Genomic DNA, 13205 nt, shown 5'->3' with positions numbered 1-13205 from the left:
GCGAAAGACTGACCTTTCGCGCGATCGTTCAAAACAGGAGCGGGTCATGGCTGACGCCCTTACGCTATACAAGTCCGAGGTCCTACGTCCTTTCGAGATCAAGGATGAGCTAATCCAGCTTGCCAAGAATACCTCAAAGGCCATCCCAATCAGCGTACCGGAATGCTGGTCGCGGCAATCCCAACTGGAATGGGCGGCCAAGTCCGATTTTGAAGCAGCTGAGTCAGACAAGGCATCGTTGTCAAACAAACAGGGAGGCGGACTTCAATGAAGAGGATAACGCGAAAAGTCATGTGGCCGAATGCGGCTGCGCTTTCATCGGCGCTATTGCTGATCTTTGTGTTGGGATCACCGCCGGGCGCAACGGCCGGCGACGCGGAGGCCAAGCAGCTGCTCAAGGCGATGTCGGACTATTTGGATGCGCAGAAGGCCATTTCATTTGCATATGACAGCAATCTCGAGGTCGTCACCAAGCAACACCAGAAATTGCTACTTGCGAGCTCGGGCAAGATTGAGATAGGCCGGCCCGACAAGATCCGCGTCGCCCGGACCGGGGGCTTTGCCGATGTCGAAATGGTTTTCGACGGAAAGACGCTCACTGTGCTGGGAAAGGACCTCAATGTCTACACTCAGGTGGAGGTGCCCGGTACGGTCAAACATCTGGTTGACGAATTGAGGGAAAAGCTTGACAAGCCCATACCCGGCGCTGACCTGCTGCTTCCCAATGTCTACGATAAATTGATGGCCGACGTAGTCGATGTGAAGGATCTCGGCAGTGGTGTGATCGGGGGTACGGAATGCGATCATCTCGCGTTTCGCAACAAGGACGTCGATTGGCAGATATGGATCGCCCAAGGCGAGCACCCTTATCCCTGCCGATATGTGGTCACCGCCATGAAGGTTGACCGAGCACCACAGTACAGCATCCAGATCAGGGATTGGAAAACAGGCGCTGACGTTGCCGCTGACGATTTCGCCTTCAACAACACAACCGGCGCCAAGAAGGCCGACCTCAAGGACCTAAAGGATATCGACGAACTACCCGCACACTTTGCCGTAGGAGGAAAAAAATGACAATGTTCAGGAAACTGGGAGTTCTCTTGATTGCCGCCGTCATGGGATTTGTCGCGCTCGAGTTGGGCGAAGTTCTTACGATCCCAAGTGTTCATAGTTTTGTCTCGACTGCGGAGGCAAGAGTCGGGCGCCCCTTGACCCCGGTCAGCGTGGCCGGCGTGGCGAGACGCTCGTCGCGGCGTTGCGCAGCCGGAGTGTATAACTGCTAGTCAAACAATGAACCGAACTTCAGATTCAGGTGACTAGGAGCCTCACTCAGAAAGGCATCGTTTAAAGCAGTATCTGCCACGTCTGGTGACGATGCGGATGTAGGCAATAATGATCCGGCTGCTCGGGATGCGATCGACTTGCCTCTCACGCGGCCCGAGGGTTCGTTGCGCTGGTGGTCAAGCGCTCCAGACAAAAAGGAGGTGGGACGGGCTGTACGCCCTGCGGCCTCGGCTCCTATGACACTAACCGCAGAAAGGTCGAAGCTCGTGACAGCAGAAACAGGCAGCGGGCAGAACGCGAAGCAAATGAGGCGCCTATTCTTCAACGCCCTCATCGAGCAGATTGGCGTGGTCTGGCCAATCTTGTCCGGGATCATCACCGTAATGGTTGGATGCGGCCTTGCAATTTGGCGCATTGAGGACTGGGGGATGGGCGAAGCTCTCTACTTCACCTTCGTCACAGGACTTACCATCGGCTACGGCGATTTCACGCCCAAACATTTCACGGCTCGGGTGCTGGCATTGGTAATCGGTTTTGCCGGGATTGTGCTGACCGGTCTGATTGCAGCGGTAACCGTCAAGGCTCTGAGCGCTGCTGATCGGAAAGTCCCTTGAGGTTCGCGTCCCTTGGACGGCCCCCCAAAGATTTAGCCGGACGAACAAGCGGCCGCTCGGGGCTCCCGTATGCTTGTCAGAACGCCCGAAACTTTCATTCTTACCTACGCTGATTCTGAGTCTTAGGCTCGCCTACACCGGATCAGTCCATTTCTCTTGGGCGTTGGTGGAAGGATCGCGCCCATGGCGGAATATTTATCTTTGATGCAGTCTTTTATGCGACGCCGGCGTCTCTGGGGGGTCGGCTTGAAAATTACACCCAGGTCGGTCCACCCAGATGCTCACGCATTTGGATGCAACCTGTGGCATGGCTTTTCCGACAGCGGCAACGCCACCTTCAACGCCGTCCCTTCGCGATCGGAAGCGAGAGCACGTCACTCGAATGGAAGGCCGGCGCGGTCTTCCATTCGAGTGGAACGAGGCGACCAGCGTCTTTGCCGATGTTGACTACGCCTTCGATCTCGCCGGCAGCGACGATAACAGTTTCGGGGACGCGCTCGCCAGCATTGCGCGGTGGCCTTCACGCCGATCCTAAATCAGGAGCGTACCCAAATCCACAGATCGGTTCGGCGGGTGAAGGAGATCGCCAGACAAGGCATCGCAGTCGACGCATCAGGATCATGCCTTGACGTTACCTCCGCGTGGAGCAGATTATGTCTCGGTAAAGGGAACCCGCCACGCCTAAGCCCGGCGCCCGCCATCTAATTCTTCGGCAGCGCCCCTGCAACTCGCTTCGTTGTTGACGCTGGCCCGAAAATCAGGACGAAAGGATCCATCATGCGCCGGTACGCTGTGGAATTCATAGGGACTTTCTTTCTCGTGTTGACAATCGGCTGCACCGGGATGGCAGCGGCACCGGGCGTCATTGCTCCGTTGGCCATCGGAAGCGTGCTGATGGTGATGATCTACGCGGGGGGCCACATCTCGGGCGCCCACTACAACCCGGCAGTCACGCTCGGGGTGCACCTACGGGGACGGTGTCCTGCGTCTGATGTGCTGCCCTACTGGGGCGCGCAACTGCTCGGGGCCGTCGTTGCAGCGTGGATCGTCGGCTTCGCCCTCAAAGGGGCGCCGGTTAGCCCGTTCATTGCCCCCGTATTGGGGGCGGTTCTGGCTGAGTTTCTTTTCACCTTTGCGCTTGTATACGTGGTGTTGAACGTGGCCACGGCCGAGGCAACGGAAGGCAATTCCTATTTTGGTCTTGCCATCGGCTTCACCGTTCTGGCTGGCGCCTTCGCCGTCGGTCAGGTCTCTGGAGCCGCTTTCAATCCGGCCGTCGCCATCGGCGCCGCCATGCGCGGAATGCTCCTATGGTCCAGCATGTGGTTTTACATCATTGCGGAACTATTGGGAGGGGCCGCAGCGGCGTTCTCCTTCAAGGCGCTCAACTAGCCGGCTTGGGAATTCATAGGACGGGTATCAACGCGACGACCGCGGAACACACCGTACTCACACAAACCGTTGGCTTCCTGGGCCTAAAGCGTCGTGCATTCAGACGTATCCGGCGGTGTCGCTTGCCAGTTAAAAGTGCGAATGTGGCCGTTTCGGCCGGTTTTAGCATTTAAAGCTGAGAATCTAAGCGCCGAATTCTCAAATTAACTGCAACTGCGAAGACGCCATAGTGTTGATTTGCACTGAGAAGTGACCCGGCATTGGAGTGGCTGGACCAGCGAGGCGCTTCAAACTAAGCCGCCTGCTGGGCGAGTTGGGTTTCAAATTCTGCTGGTGACCTGTAGCCGAGGGCTGAGTGCAACCGCCTGGCATTGTAGATCTCATCGATGAACCTGGGCAAGCGGTCGGCCACGTCCACGAAGGTCTCGTAGCCGGCGGGGTAGATATCTTCCACTTTCAAGGTCTTCATAAAGCTCTCTGCCTGCGCATTATGATAAGGGTTGCCGACGGCGCTCATGGAACCCTGTAGACCAGCGGCATCAAGCGCCCGTCGTCACTTGCGTATTGGCATCCGCGATCCGTGTGGTGAATGCAGCCGGGAGGAGGCTTTCTGTTCTCGATTGCGGACTGCAATGCCGCGAGCGCGAGCGGCGTGTCCAGGCGTTTTGACAGGCCATAACCGACGACTTTCCGGCTACAGGCATCGAGAATGACAGCCAGATAGCAGAAACCGGCGGCAATGCGAATGTATGTAAAATCAGCGACCCAGACCATGTTGGGTCGATCCGGGATCACATTGCGATAGAGGTTCGGGTAGATTGGTGAATCGTGGTTGCTGTCCGTCGTGCGAACATAGCGCTTGCGTGGCTTGATCCCCAATTCATTTTCCCGCATGACGCGCGCTACACGCTTATGGTTGACGAGGTGGCCTCGCCGCTGAAGCTCGTACGTCACACGACGGTATCCGTAGTATGGCAACTCGTCCTGGATGTCCTCAATGATTGCAACGAGCTCGGTATCGCCGAGATTCAAAGCCCTTGCCGTCGATCGGTAATAGTAGCTGCTTCTTGGGAGGTCGATCATTTTGCACCCCCGTCTGACGGAGCAGGGCGCGGGCCGGTGACGATGGAGGATTTCTCGTTGCCGTCGGCGATCGGCTGGCGCGGTGTTTTTTTCACCAGGTCCAGCTCCATCGTGAGCTGGCCGACCTTTCGTTCCAGCGCCGCGATTTGCGCTTCATATTCAGCGATGACGCTCGCCTCGGCCTCCTCATCGCTGAGTTCGCCCCGATCGAACTGTGTCAGCCACAACTGAATGAGGTTGGCCGAAACGCTGTAAATGCGCTGCGCATCGCGACGTCCGATGACACCACTTCGAATATCCTGGCAGAGCTGCAGCTTGAACGGTGTCGAATGCCGTCGATATGGACCTCGTGACTTCATGAGCCTTCTCCGATTGAGGCCCACAGAGCGTATCAGTTTTTCCGTTTCCCGTGGTCCAGCCCGAGGGGTTCACTCCACATTTGCGCCGAGAATTGACACGCCTCTTAGGTATGTTTTGGGTCGGTGGTGGTGGTCAAGTTCCTACTTTTCTCCTTTGCGGTTTTGGGTTCATGCGCTGAGCTGTTCTTGAATCGGAAGCTGTCGTTTCCGGTTTCGAGGATGTGGCAGTGATGCGTCAGGCGATCGAGCAGCGCGGTAGTCATCTTGGCGTCGCCGAACACACTGGCCCATTCGCTGAAGCTCAGGTTGGTGGTAATGATGACGCTGGTTCGCTCGTAGAGTTTGCTCAACAGATGGAAGAGCAGTGCACCGCCTGACGCGCTGAATGGCAGGTATCCAAGTTCGTCGAGGATAACGAGATCGGAGTGTATGAGCCGGTTGGCGTTCTGACCGGACCGTCCATGAGCTTTCTCCTGCTCGAGAGCGTTGACCAGTTCGACGGTCGAGAAGAAGCGAACCCGCTTATGATGATGCTCGATGGCTTGAACGCCGATCGCGGTGGCGACATGCGTTTTACCTGTGCCGGGTCCGCCGACCAGAACGATCTTGTTGGCCTCGTCGAGGAAGTCACAGCGATGAAGCTGGCGCACGAGCGCCTCGTTGATCTCGCTGCTTGCGAAGTCGAAACCGTTCAGATCACGGTAGGCGGGAAAGCGTGCCGTCTTGAGCTGATAGGCTGTCGATCTGACCTCCCTTTCTGCCGTCTCCGCTTTGAGGAGCTGCGACAGGACCGGAATCGCGGCCTCGAACGCCGGGGCTCCCTGTTCGGTCAGTTCCCCGACAGCCTGGGCCATGCCATGCATCTTCAATTGCCGCAGCATGATCACGATCGCGCCGCTTGCTGGGTTATGACGCATGGCGAACCTCCGTCTTTCTCAGGGTGTCGTAGCGTTCGACGTTGGCCTTTGGTTCATTGGTGAGTGTCAGTGCCTGGGGCGTGTCTATCGGCGGCGGCGTGAAGGTTTTGCCATCGACGAGGCGATGCAGCAGGTTCAAAACATGCGTCTTGGTTGGAACGCCCGACTTCAGCGCCATGTCGACGGCCGACAGGACGGCCTGTTCATCGTGCTGCCGGACGAGCGCCAGGATGTCGACCATCTCACGGTCTCCGCCGGGCTTCTTGAGCAGGTATTGCTGCAAGGTCCGGAACGCGTCCGGTAGCTCAACGAACGGCGCACCATTGCGAAGAGCGCCGGGCTTGCGCTTTACGACAGCCAGATAATGCCGCCAGTCGTAAATCGTCTGCCCCGGCCGGTCGTGGGAGCGATCGATGACGCGGTGATGCTCGCAGACGATCTGACCTTCCGCAGCGACAACGACACGATCCGGATAGACCCGAAGGCTTACCGGACGATTGGCGAAGGATGCCGGGACGCTGTAGCGATTGCGTTCCAGATGGACGAGGCAGGTCGGCGTGACACGCTTTGTATATTCGACGAACCCATCGAACGGCCAAGAGACCGGCATTAATGCCAGAGCCTCCTCAGCCCAGATATCGGCAATGGTGCCACGCATCTGGCCGTGTGGGGTCTTTGCCCAGAACTCCTTGCACCGAAGCTCAAGCCAGTCGTTCAGGGCTTCCAGCGATGGAAAGCGTGGGATCGGTTGAAAGAAGCGATGACGTGCATCCTGCACGTTCTTCTCGACCTGTCCCTTCTCCCAGCCGGACGCAGGATTGCAGAACTCCGGCTCGAACACATAGTGGCTGGCCATCGCCAGAAAGCGCACGTTGACGTCTCGCTCCTTACCACGGCCGACCTTGTCGATTGCCGTGCGCAGGTCGTCGTAGATGCCCCGGCCGGGGATGCCGCCAAACACGCGGAACGCATGATTGTGGGCGTCAAACAGCATCTCGTGCGTCTGCAACAGATAGGCCCGGACGATGAAGGCGCGGCTGTAGCTTAGCTTCGTATGTGCGACCTGCAGCTTCGTGCGCTCATTGCCGATGATCGCCCGGTCCTCCGACCAGCCGAAGTGGAAAGCTTCTCCGGGCGCACGCCGCGACTTGAAATCTCTCGCTATCAACAATATCTGAGCATCACTTCCCGTTTCGATGATGTTCTGCCGCCGGCAACCGCCCCGGCTTTCGATATCGTCCGGGATCCGAGAAAAGGGCGCTCCCCTCACGGGTCGAGCGCCCTTTTCGCTTCGGCCGCCAAGTCGATGTGAATATTAGATACGGATCTCGTTTTCGCTCCCGGCGCCTTGACCGATGCTCGAACGCGATGAGATCTAAGAAAAACACCGCGGGAACCTATGCCTTTTTATCTTGTAATCCAGACCTCTCTCACTGAAGCCGACGACGAGGAGGCTGCTGCTCGAACTGTGGTCGACCAGATCCGATCCGGCAACAAAGTCGCCGTCACTGTGAAGTCCGACGAAACGACAGTCTCGCACATCGTCGTTCCTCCGAAATCGGATATCTCATTCGCAGCTCCGGTTGCGAATGCTGATGCTGGCGGGCAGGTTCCGGCCACTTTGCCTGCCCCATTGTCCATCGTCGAGGCCGATCGAAAGGCGACGCTGAAGAGGATAATTGCTGATGCGTTCTCGCTTCTGAAACGGCGCCCCTAAGTCTTTCAAACGGGCCACGTCTATATGCAGCTCTGGCGGTGCAACGCGTCATTTGGTCGGTTAGTCGCCGCGATGTAAATTAGGCCATGGTAAAATAAAGGAACGGAATTGGAACCGGTCGCAGATCGGTCCTCCTGCCGTCGCTTTCGCTCAACCGCCGCCTGCGCGATCCCGGCTGGGTTGTCCATCGCAGGGCAGATGCCCCGCTCGTCCCGCCCAGCAGGGATGCTCGGCCGCAGTTGCGGTAGTCCGGCCGCCCCGCGGTCCGGGAGGTGTCTTCGAGAAAAATGAAGACAGGAAGGGCTGGCAAGGCGCCGGCTCGCAAATCTCCCGAAAGGACAGTCCCATGCAGATCAAGAAGGTGGATCCCCGCGCTCTGAAGGAAAATCCCGACCGCATGCGCCAGACGAAATCATCGCCGCAGGCCGATGCGCTGATGCTGGCGACGATCAAGGCCGTCGGCATCGTACAGCCGCCGATCGTCGCGCCTGAAACGGGTGGTGGCAATGGCTTTATCATCGATGCAGGTCATCGCCGTGTCCGACTTGCGATAGCCGCCGGCCTCGAGGAGATCGAGATCTTGGTGGCGGATGCCGCAAACGACAATGGCGCCATGCGCTCGATGGTCGAAAACAGCGTGCGCGAAGCGCTGAACCCGGTCGACCAATGGCGCGGCATTGAGCGGCTGGTCGCACTCGGCTGGACCGAGGAAGCGATCGCCGTCGCGCTGGCGCTGCCCGTTCGCCAGATCCGCAAGCTGCGCCTGCTTGCAAACGTCCTTCCGGCAATGCTCGAGCAGATGGCGCTGGGTGACATGCCGTCCGAGCAGCAGCTGCGGATCATTGCAGCCGCCGGCGAGGTCGAGCAGAAAGAGGTCTGGAAGGCGCATAAGCCGAAGAAGGGCGACACCGCAGCCTGGTGGTCGATCGCCAATGCCCTGACCAAGAAGCGCATGTATGCCAAGGATGCCAGCTTCGGCGACGATCTGCGCGAGGCTTATGGCATCGAGTGGGTCGAAGATCTGTTCGCGCCGGCCGACCAGGACAGCCGCTACACCACCAATGTCGAAGGTTTTCTGGGCGCCCAGCACGAATGGATGACGTCCAATCTGCCGAAGCGTGGCTCGATTGTCGAGGTCAACAGCTGGGGCCAGCCGGAACTGCCGAAGAAGGCAAACCAGGTCTACGGCAAACCGTCGAAGTCCGACCACGCGGCGCTCTATCTCGATCGCGACGGCAAAGTTCAGACCGTCCACTACCGCATGCCCGAGGCGGCGAAGCCGAAGGGCGGCAGTGCGACGGGTGCCGACGGTGCCATCAATGACGATACCGTCTCAACGCCGAAGGCACGTCCTGATGTCACCCAGAAGGGTCAGGATATGATTGGCGACTTCCGCACCGACGCTCTGCACGATGCCCTAAGCCGCGCCCCGATCGAAGACGATATGCTGATGGCGTTGCTTGTGCTCGCCTTCGCGGGACAGAACGTTCGCGTCGACTCCGGCGCAGGCGGCGGCCTCTACGGCAGCGCTCGCTTCGGCCGCCATGCAGCTCGGCTCTTCACCGATGATGGCAAGCTGTCTTTCGACATGGATACAGTTCGCGTCGCTGCTCGTGCGGCCCTGATCGACGTGTTCTCATGCCGGCGTGGCGTGTCGAATAGCGGCGTCGTCTCCCGTGTCGCCGGTGAGGCGATCGGCGCGGACAGCTACCTGCCGAACATGGGGATGGAGGAGTTCCTCGCATCCCTGTCGCGTCGGGCGCTTGAAACTGTCGCCAAGAATGCCGGTCTCGAGCCGCGAGCGCGTGTCCGCGAGACCCGCTCAGCTCTCGTCACCCACTTCGAAGGCGATACGACCCTCGTCCATCCCTCTGCCCTATTCGCGCCGGAGCCAACGGAGGTTCTCGCCCTCCTCAAGCATCTTGATCACGATGCAAATCCGCAAGACGAGGGCGCAACCGCCGAAGCCGTTGCCAGCGATATCGTCACCGATGACGCTGATGAAGAGGGCGAAGCCTCCGACATGGTCGGCTCCCATGAGTATCCGGGCACGCTAGACGATCACGAAACGGCCTACGGGATCGCGGCCGAATAGTCCCATCAGCCTTTTCCAGATCTTCCGCTCCGCCGCCAGTCCTTCCGGCGGCGTTTGCTTTTCAGCACCTTCAAACAAAGGAGCCTGACCATGAACGGACCTTCAATCACCTCCGCCACAGACCCCGTATCCGCGTCTCTCGCAGCCGATGGCGTTGAGTTCGGGACAAGCGCCGACGGATTTCCCGTCGCACGCATTGGCGAAATCCTCCTTGGTCTCATTGCTAACGGAAGCGGCGACTTCTTTCTGGCCACTGCCTGGCGTATCACCAAGCCGTTAGCCGAAGTGCGGCGTCACCATTTTTACCGCCACGATGGCCGTGTAAAGGACGAAGCGACTTTCCGTCGCCGCGCGCTGGAGACCGCGGAGCACATGAGGGAACTCTCAGCCCTCGCTCGTGTCCAGACACGCATTTCCGCAAGCACGCCATGGGGCGGCTCTCAGCTGGCGACGGTCTATGCCGAGGGAATTGTCAGCCACTCGACGTCAGGCCATGGCGGTTTTCATCTTTCTCCCGATCGAAATCTCCAGGTTGATGCCTCGGTTCGCGGCGTTGGTGGCTGGTACGAGGAAGATTGCGAATGGGCGATCGTCGCCTTGACGTTCCCGGATCTTTTCACCGGCTACGAGCGCCGCTGTGCCTACGAAACCGCGCGCCATACCTTTCCGGAGTATTGGGAAAAGCTCAGTGGCCGTCAGCTCAGCCCCGGGGAATCCTGGTCGAAGGATCGCGCGGAGTTCGATCGCGCGCATGCCGACGACTGGATCGTCATTTCTGCAATCACCTCCTCTCAGCACTCCGGCATGACCGAGGTTGTCGCCACCAGAGGCGGCGGACGCGAGTTCCAGCGAGAGGAGCGTCGCTTTCTCGTTCCTCATGAAGAATATGGTAGGCGCGGCCGCTTTGGCTTTGTCATCGATCTCGCGCGTCATGCCGTCTACGATGGCCCGTCGAGCTTCGTCGGTTGGAGTGCGAGGGCGGCATGATGGCACCGGTGATGTCACCCGAAACCCAGCTCTCTCGTATGGAAGACGCTCGCCGTCAGACCCAGAGACAGCTGGAAATCATTGACAGGCAGATCACCCGTCGCATGACGGCAATCCTGCCGCAACTTGCGAGGCGCCAGACCGGCTATCGTCGCGGTAAGGCGCTTGACGGGCGCACCCTGCTCGAGCGCTATCGCGCCAATCTTGCCGGGCTCACGGCAGAGCGCCAGCCGGAAGTCGATGCGCTCTTGCGAAAGCTGGCTCGACAGGACGCGGCGATAGTAGCGATGAGAGACCGTCTTTCCGTGGCCGGCCCACATCATCCCGCGAGCCAGGAGGGCTGATCACATGGCAACAATCGGCGACCTCGAGCAGCAGGCCGGGATCGGATCTTCCGATGCCGAGCGAACTGCGTTCTGGCTTCGGTTTCATCATCTCGAAGGGAAAGCATGCCTCGACGGGGGCGTGGCGGAGCTCAAGCGGATGATCGCAGAACGCAGCGGGATGACTCTGCGCGCTGCCAAACACGGGCGCCAGCGATGGCCAGCCCTGAGCGACGATCAGGAAGCTGCACTACGAGCCTATGCCGCCAAGCATGGCCGACGCTGGGAGAGCATCCTCAGCGATGTCTGGATGGGTGGACCGCCTTATGACGATGGCGGGACCCTACGGGGTCTTCGAAATACCCACGGTCCAACATGGCTTCTATCCTACCGGTTGCCCAAGGCAGTATTGCGGAGCAAGCCCGACGGGAAAGCACCGGTCTCGGATGTGGGCATCGGCAAAAGCGAGGAGTAGAACGGGCTGGAGCCATATCCCTGTCGTGTCCGGTGATGGCACCGTGACGGTTTGTCCTTCGGTTTTGCTGCGGTCTGAACCAGCGGCCGTCCGCTTCAAGGCCGCTGTCGCGCCGCGGGGCGGCCGGAACCCGCCATCCTGCACGGAGCAGCTCCGCTCGGCCTCGCAGGGCGGTTGCCTTGCTTGCTCGCAGATCGACTCCGCTTGGTCTGGACAGGCCCGGACCTTGAACAGCCCGTCTTCCGCCGGTTCGGGTCGACCGCACCGAAGGGCAAGCCGGCACGGGGCCGGAACCGCTTCGGCTCGAAAGGAAGAGACATGGCCAAGCCCGCAACCAATCCTCGCCAGACCGCTCGGGTCGTCCAGCTCCGCAAGGGCGCCACCGTCGAAATGGTCCGCCTCACCTGCCCAGACAGCGCCCAGGCGATCAAGATCGCCGAAAGCTTCGGGACCGCCGTCATCGACAGCGACGGAATCCGCGATCTCCACGAACGGCTGATCTCCGAGACCGCCGATGCTCTAAGCGAAGGCCTTGGCGAGCGCGCCATGCAGATCCACCTCCAGCGGATCGTCGGCGCCTTCGTCGGGTCGGCTCATGGCGCCGGCCAGTTCTACAGCAATGCCGTCACCCAGGCACGCGACGCCACGGCCAAGGCTGCGAACGACGCCCGCGACGAGGACCTCGACGGTCCTGTCGGCTACGATAGCGCCGCCCACCGCAAGCGGGAATTTGCCGCCGACATGGGCGTCCAGGCTCATGCCTTGCGGATGGCAGCCGAAGGTGCCGTCGCCGCCTACAAGCACATCGTCGGCGAGAGCTGGAAGCCCTTCGATCGCCCGGTCGAAAACCCCGGACAATCCGTGGATCGTAAGGCGGCCGCGGCCCAGATGTCCGCCTTCGATTGATACCATCGGCGGGGCTTGCGCCCCGCCGCACTCGCGTGAGCAGGGCCGGTCCTTATGGTGCCGGCCCTTTTTACTGCCTGCGGCGCAGATGAGAGGGAAGGAAGGAAAAGAAGGACCCGGCGATCCGGCCGATGCGGTCCGTCTTCGCTTCGGGCCTGCAGGAGCCGCCGGCGCCAGGCAACGGCTTCGCCGTCCTCCACGCTGTTACGGCCGTTCCGGTGCTTGGCCCCGCCTCCGGAGCTCCTGCCTTTTGCCTCCGCGAGGGGACCGCGATTGGCGCGGTTCGCACATATGGAGATGGAAATGAGCAGGAATTCGCAATCACAGCGCGCTGACATATACAGCAGGATCACCGACCGGATTATCGAAGAGCTCGCTCAAGGCGTCCGCCCCTGGATGAAGCCATGGTGTGCTTCCAACACCGACGGTCGCATCACGCGACCGCTTCGCCACAATGGCCTTCCCTATTCGGGGATGAATGTGCTCCTGCTCTGGTCGGAACAGATATCGCGTGGCTTTGCCTCGTCGATGTGGATGACATTTAAGCAGGCGCTGGAATTGGGTGCTTCCGTCCGGAAGGGCGAGACAGGCTCAACGGTTGTCTTTGCCAGCCGGTTTACCAAGTCCGAGGTGGATGGGAAAGGCGGCGAGATAGACCGGGAAATCCCGTTTCTCAAAGCCTATTCTGTCTTTAATATCGAACAGATCGACGGCCTGCCCGATCACTACTTTGATCGACCGACGCCCGACCTCAGCCCAGTCGAACGGATTGAAGCCGCCGAGCGCTTCTTCCGGAACACTGGCGCCGTTATCCGCCACGGCGGCAACCAGGCTTTCTATGCGCCTGGGCCGGATTTCATTCAGATGCCGCCGCTTCAGGCGTTCAAGGATGCTGCCAGCTACTACGCGACGTTGAGTCATGAATCGACCCATTATGCCGTGGGCCGGATTATGCCGCATGACCGAGTTTAGCCGTTGTCGAGCCTCGTTTCGGCCATGCGGTAGTTCGGCATAATCGGAGCAGTTAGTCATCAAGCAGCTTCAATGCCCAAT

At 59.8% G+C, this 13205-nt stretch carries 16 protein-coding genes and 2 pseudogenes; 13 read left to right on the top strand and 5 right to left on the bottom strand.

Translation table 11 applies throughout. The annotated features are described in order from the left end of the window. Positions 1–46: 46 nt before the first annotated feature. From IB244_RS27750 to IB244_RS27730, 6 genes are all read left to right on the top strand, one after another. Positions 47–271 carry a hypothetical protein gene (locus tag IB244_RS27750; RefSeq protein ID WP_192306323.1) on the top strand — a complete coding sequence of 75 codons (225 nt, stop codon included), beginning with the start codon at positions 47–49 and terminating at the stop codon, positions 269–271. Then, on the top strand, positions 268–1074 hold the full coding sequence (locus tag IB244_RS27745) for a DUF2092 domain-containing protein (RefSeq protein WP_029792812.1): 807 nt from the start codon (positions 268–270) through the stop codon (positions 1072–1074). Before IB244_RS27750 ends, IB244_RS27745 begins: the two co-directional genes overlap by 4 nt. Then, entirely contained in the window at positions 1071–1283 is a 213-nt protein-coding gene (locus tag IB244_RS32575) for a hypothetical protein (RefSeq protein WP_246734708.1), read from the top strand. The genes IB244_RS27745 and IB244_RS32575 overlap by 4 nt, the downstream gene beginning before the upstream one ends. Before the next feature lie 306 nt (positions 1284–1589). Continuing rightward, positions 1590–1898 carry a potassium channel family protein gene (locus tag IB244_RS27740; RefSeq protein ID WP_192240504.1) on the top strand — a complete coding sequence of 103 codons (309 nt, stop codon included), beginning with the start codon at positions 1590–1592 and terminating at the stop codon, positions 1896–1898. A 307-nt stretch (positions 1899–2205) separates the two neighbouring features. Then, entirely contained in the window at positions 2206–2433 is a 228-nt protein-coding gene (locus IB244_RS27735; protein ID WP_192240503.1) for a hypothetical protein, read from the top strand. A 242-nt stretch (positions 2434–2675) separates the two neighbouring features. Beyond that, on the top strand, positions 2676–3290 hold the full coding sequence (locus IB244_RS27730; protein WP_029792369.1) for an MIP/aquaporin family protein: 615 nt from the start codon (positions 2676–2678) through the stop codon (positions 3288–3290). Between the two features lie 292 nt (positions 3291–3582). Here the strand turns inward: IB244_RS27730 and IB244_RS27725 are convergent, their stop codons facing one another. The 5 genes and pseudogenes from IB244_RS27725 to istA form a co-directional block, all read right to left on the bottom strand. Next, a complete protein-coding gene (locus IB244_RS27725; protein WP_029792371.1) occupies positions 3583–3807 on the bottom strand; it encodes an integrase core domain-containing protein in 225 nt (74 codons plus the stop codon). Then, positions 3804–4373: an IS3 family transposase gene (locus IB244_RS27720; protein ID WP_246734707.1), complete on the bottom strand. Its 570-nt coding sequence runs from the start codon at positions 4371–4373 to the stop codon at positions 3804–3806. The genes IB244_RS27725 and IB244_RS27720 overlap by 4 nt, the downstream gene beginning before the upstream one ends. Next, positions 4370–4732, bottom strand: a complete 363-nt coding sequence (locus tag IB244_RS27715; RefSeq protein WP_029792374.1) for a transposase — start codon at positions 4730–4732, stop codon at positions 4370–4372. The genes IB244_RS27720 and IB244_RS27715 overlap by 4 nt, the downstream gene beginning before the upstream one ends. A gap of 104 nt (positions 4733–4836) precedes the next feature. Next, positions 4837–5649, bottom strand: coding sequence for an IS21-like element helper ATPase IstB (gene istB / locus IB244_RS27710; protein ID WP_029792376.1), 813 nt, complete (start codon positions 5647–5649; stop codon positions 4837–4839). Next, positions 5639–6793: pseudogene (gene istA / locus IB244_RS27705) on the bottom strand (IS21 family transposase); the annotation flags it as partial. The pseudogene istA and the gene istB, both read right to left, overlap by 11 nt. A 255-nt stretch (positions 6794–7048) precedes the next feature. Here istA and IB244_RS27700 point away from each other — a divergent pair. The 7 genes and pseudogenes from IB244_RS27700 to IB244_RS27670 all read left to right on the top strand — a co-directional run. Continuing rightward, positions 7049–7366 carry a hypothetical protein gene (locus tag IB244_RS27700; protein ID WP_029792378.1) on the top strand — a complete coding sequence of 106 codons (318 nt, stop codon included), beginning with the start codon at positions 7049–7051 and terminating at the stop codon, positions 7364–7366. 346 nt (positions 7367–7712) lie between these two features. Then, positions 7713–9461 (top strand): ParB N-terminal domain-containing protein, encoded by a 1749-nt coding sequence (locus tag IB244_RS27695; RefSeq protein WP_192306312.1) that lies wholly within the window; start codon positions 7713–7715, stop codon positions 9459–9461. Between the two features lie 90 nt (positions 9462–9551). Next, positions 9552–10448 (top strand): DUF7007 domain-containing protein, encoded by an 897-nt coding sequence (locus IB244_RS27690; protein WP_029792380.1) that lies wholly within the window; start codon positions 9552–9554, stop codon positions 10446–10448. Then, positions 10445–10792 (top strand): hypothetical protein, encoded by a 348-nt coding sequence (locus tag IB244_RS27685; protein WP_029792381.1) that lies wholly within the window; start codon positions 10445–10447, stop codon positions 10790–10792. Before IB244_RS27690 ends, IB244_RS27685 begins: the two co-directional genes overlap by 4 nt. Before the next feature lie 4 nt (positions 10793–10796). After that, entirely contained in the window at positions 10797–11246 is a 450-nt protein-coding gene (locus IB244_RS27680) for a hypothetical protein (protein WP_029792382.1), read from the top strand. Between the two features lie 318 nt (positions 11247–11564). Then, positions 11565–12152, top strand: a complete 588-nt coding sequence (locus tag IB244_RS27675) for a hypothetical protein (protein WP_029792383.1) — start codon at positions 11565–11567, stop codon at positions 12150–12152. Between the two features lie 303 nt (positions 12153–12455). Then, positions 12456–13088 (top strand): annotated as a pseudogene (locus IB244_RS27670) (ArdC family protein); the annotation flags it as partial. Positions 13089–13205: the final 117 nt, after the last annotated feature.

This window comes from Rhizobium sp. RHZ02 (genome assembly GCF_014851575.1).
Taxonomy (GTDB): Bacteria; Pseudomonadota; Alphaproteobacteria; order Rhizobiales; family Rhizobiaceae; genus Rhizobium; species Rhizobium altiplani.
This window is presented reverse-complemented; position numbering and strand designations above follow the sequence as displayed.

What these genes read in the sequence shown, in the direction of transcription:
- IB244_RS27750 (WP_192306323.1), top strand. Translation starts at nt 47, where the DNA reads ATGGCTGACGCCCTTACGCTATACAAGTCCGAGGTCCTACGTCCTTTC.
- IB244_RS27745 (WP_029792812.1), top strand. Translation starts at nt 268, where the DNA reads ATGAAGAGGATAACGCGAAAAGTCATGTGGCCGAATGCGGCTGCGCTT.
- IB244_RS32575 (WP_246734708.1), top strand. Translation starts at nt 1,071, where the DNA reads ATGACAATGTTCAGGAAACTGGGAGTTCTCTTGATTGCCGCCGTCATG.
- IB244_RS27740 (WP_192240504.1), top strand. Translation starts at nt 1,590, where the DNA reads ATGAGGCGCCTATTCTTCAACGCCCTCATCGAGCAGATTGGCGTGGTC.
- IB244_RS27735 (WP_192240503.1), top strand. Translation starts at nt 2,206, where the DNA reads ATGGCTTTTCCGACAGCGGCAACGCCACCTTCAACGCCGTCCCTTCGC.
- IB244_RS27730 (WP_029792369.1), top strand. Translation starts at nt 2,676, where the DNA reads ATGCGCCGGTACGCTGTGGAATTCATAGGGACTTTCTTTCTCGTGTTG.
- IB244_RS27725 (WP_029792371.1), bottom strand. Translation starts at nt 3,807, where the DNA reads ATGAGCGCCGTCGGCAACCCTTATCATAATGCGCAGGCAGAGAGCTTT.
- IB244_RS27720 (WP_246734707.1), bottom strand. Translation starts at nt 4,373, where the DNA reads ATGATCGACCTCCCAAGAAGCAGCTACTATTACCGATCGACGGCAAGG.
- IB244_RS27715 (WP_029792374.1), bottom strand. Translation starts at nt 4,732, where the DNA reads ATGAAGTCACGAGGTCCATATCGACGGCATTCGACACCGTTCAAGCTG.
- istB (WP_029792376.1), bottom strand. Translation starts at nt 5,649, where the DNA reads ATGCGTCATAACCCAGCAAGCGGCGCGATCGTGATCATGCTGCGGCAA.
- IB244_RS27700 (WP_029792378.1), top strand. Translation starts at nt 7,049, where the DNA reads ATGCCTTTTTATCTTGTAATCCAGACCTCTCTCACTGAAGCCGACGAC.
- IB244_RS27695 (WP_192306312.1), top strand. Translation starts at nt 7,713, where the DNA reads ATGCAGATCAAGAAGGTGGATCCCCGCGCTCTGAAGGAAAATCCCGAC.
- IB244_RS27690 (WP_029792380.1), top strand. Translation starts at nt 9,552, where the DNA reads ATGAACGGACCTTCAATCACCTCCGCCACAGACCCCGTATCCGCGTCT.
- IB244_RS27685 (WP_029792381.1), top strand. Translation starts at nt 10,445, where the DNA reads ATGATGGCACCGGTGATGTCACCCGAAACCCAGCTCTCTCGTATGGAA.
- IB244_RS27680 (WP_029792382.1), top strand. Translation starts at nt 10,797, where the DNA reads ATGGCAACAATCGGCGACCTCGAGCAGCAGGCCGGGATCGGATCTTCC.
- IB244_RS27675 (WP_029792383.1), top strand. Translation starts at nt 11,565, where the DNA reads ATGGCCAAGCCCGCAACCAATCCTCGCCAGACCGCTCGGGTCGTCCAG.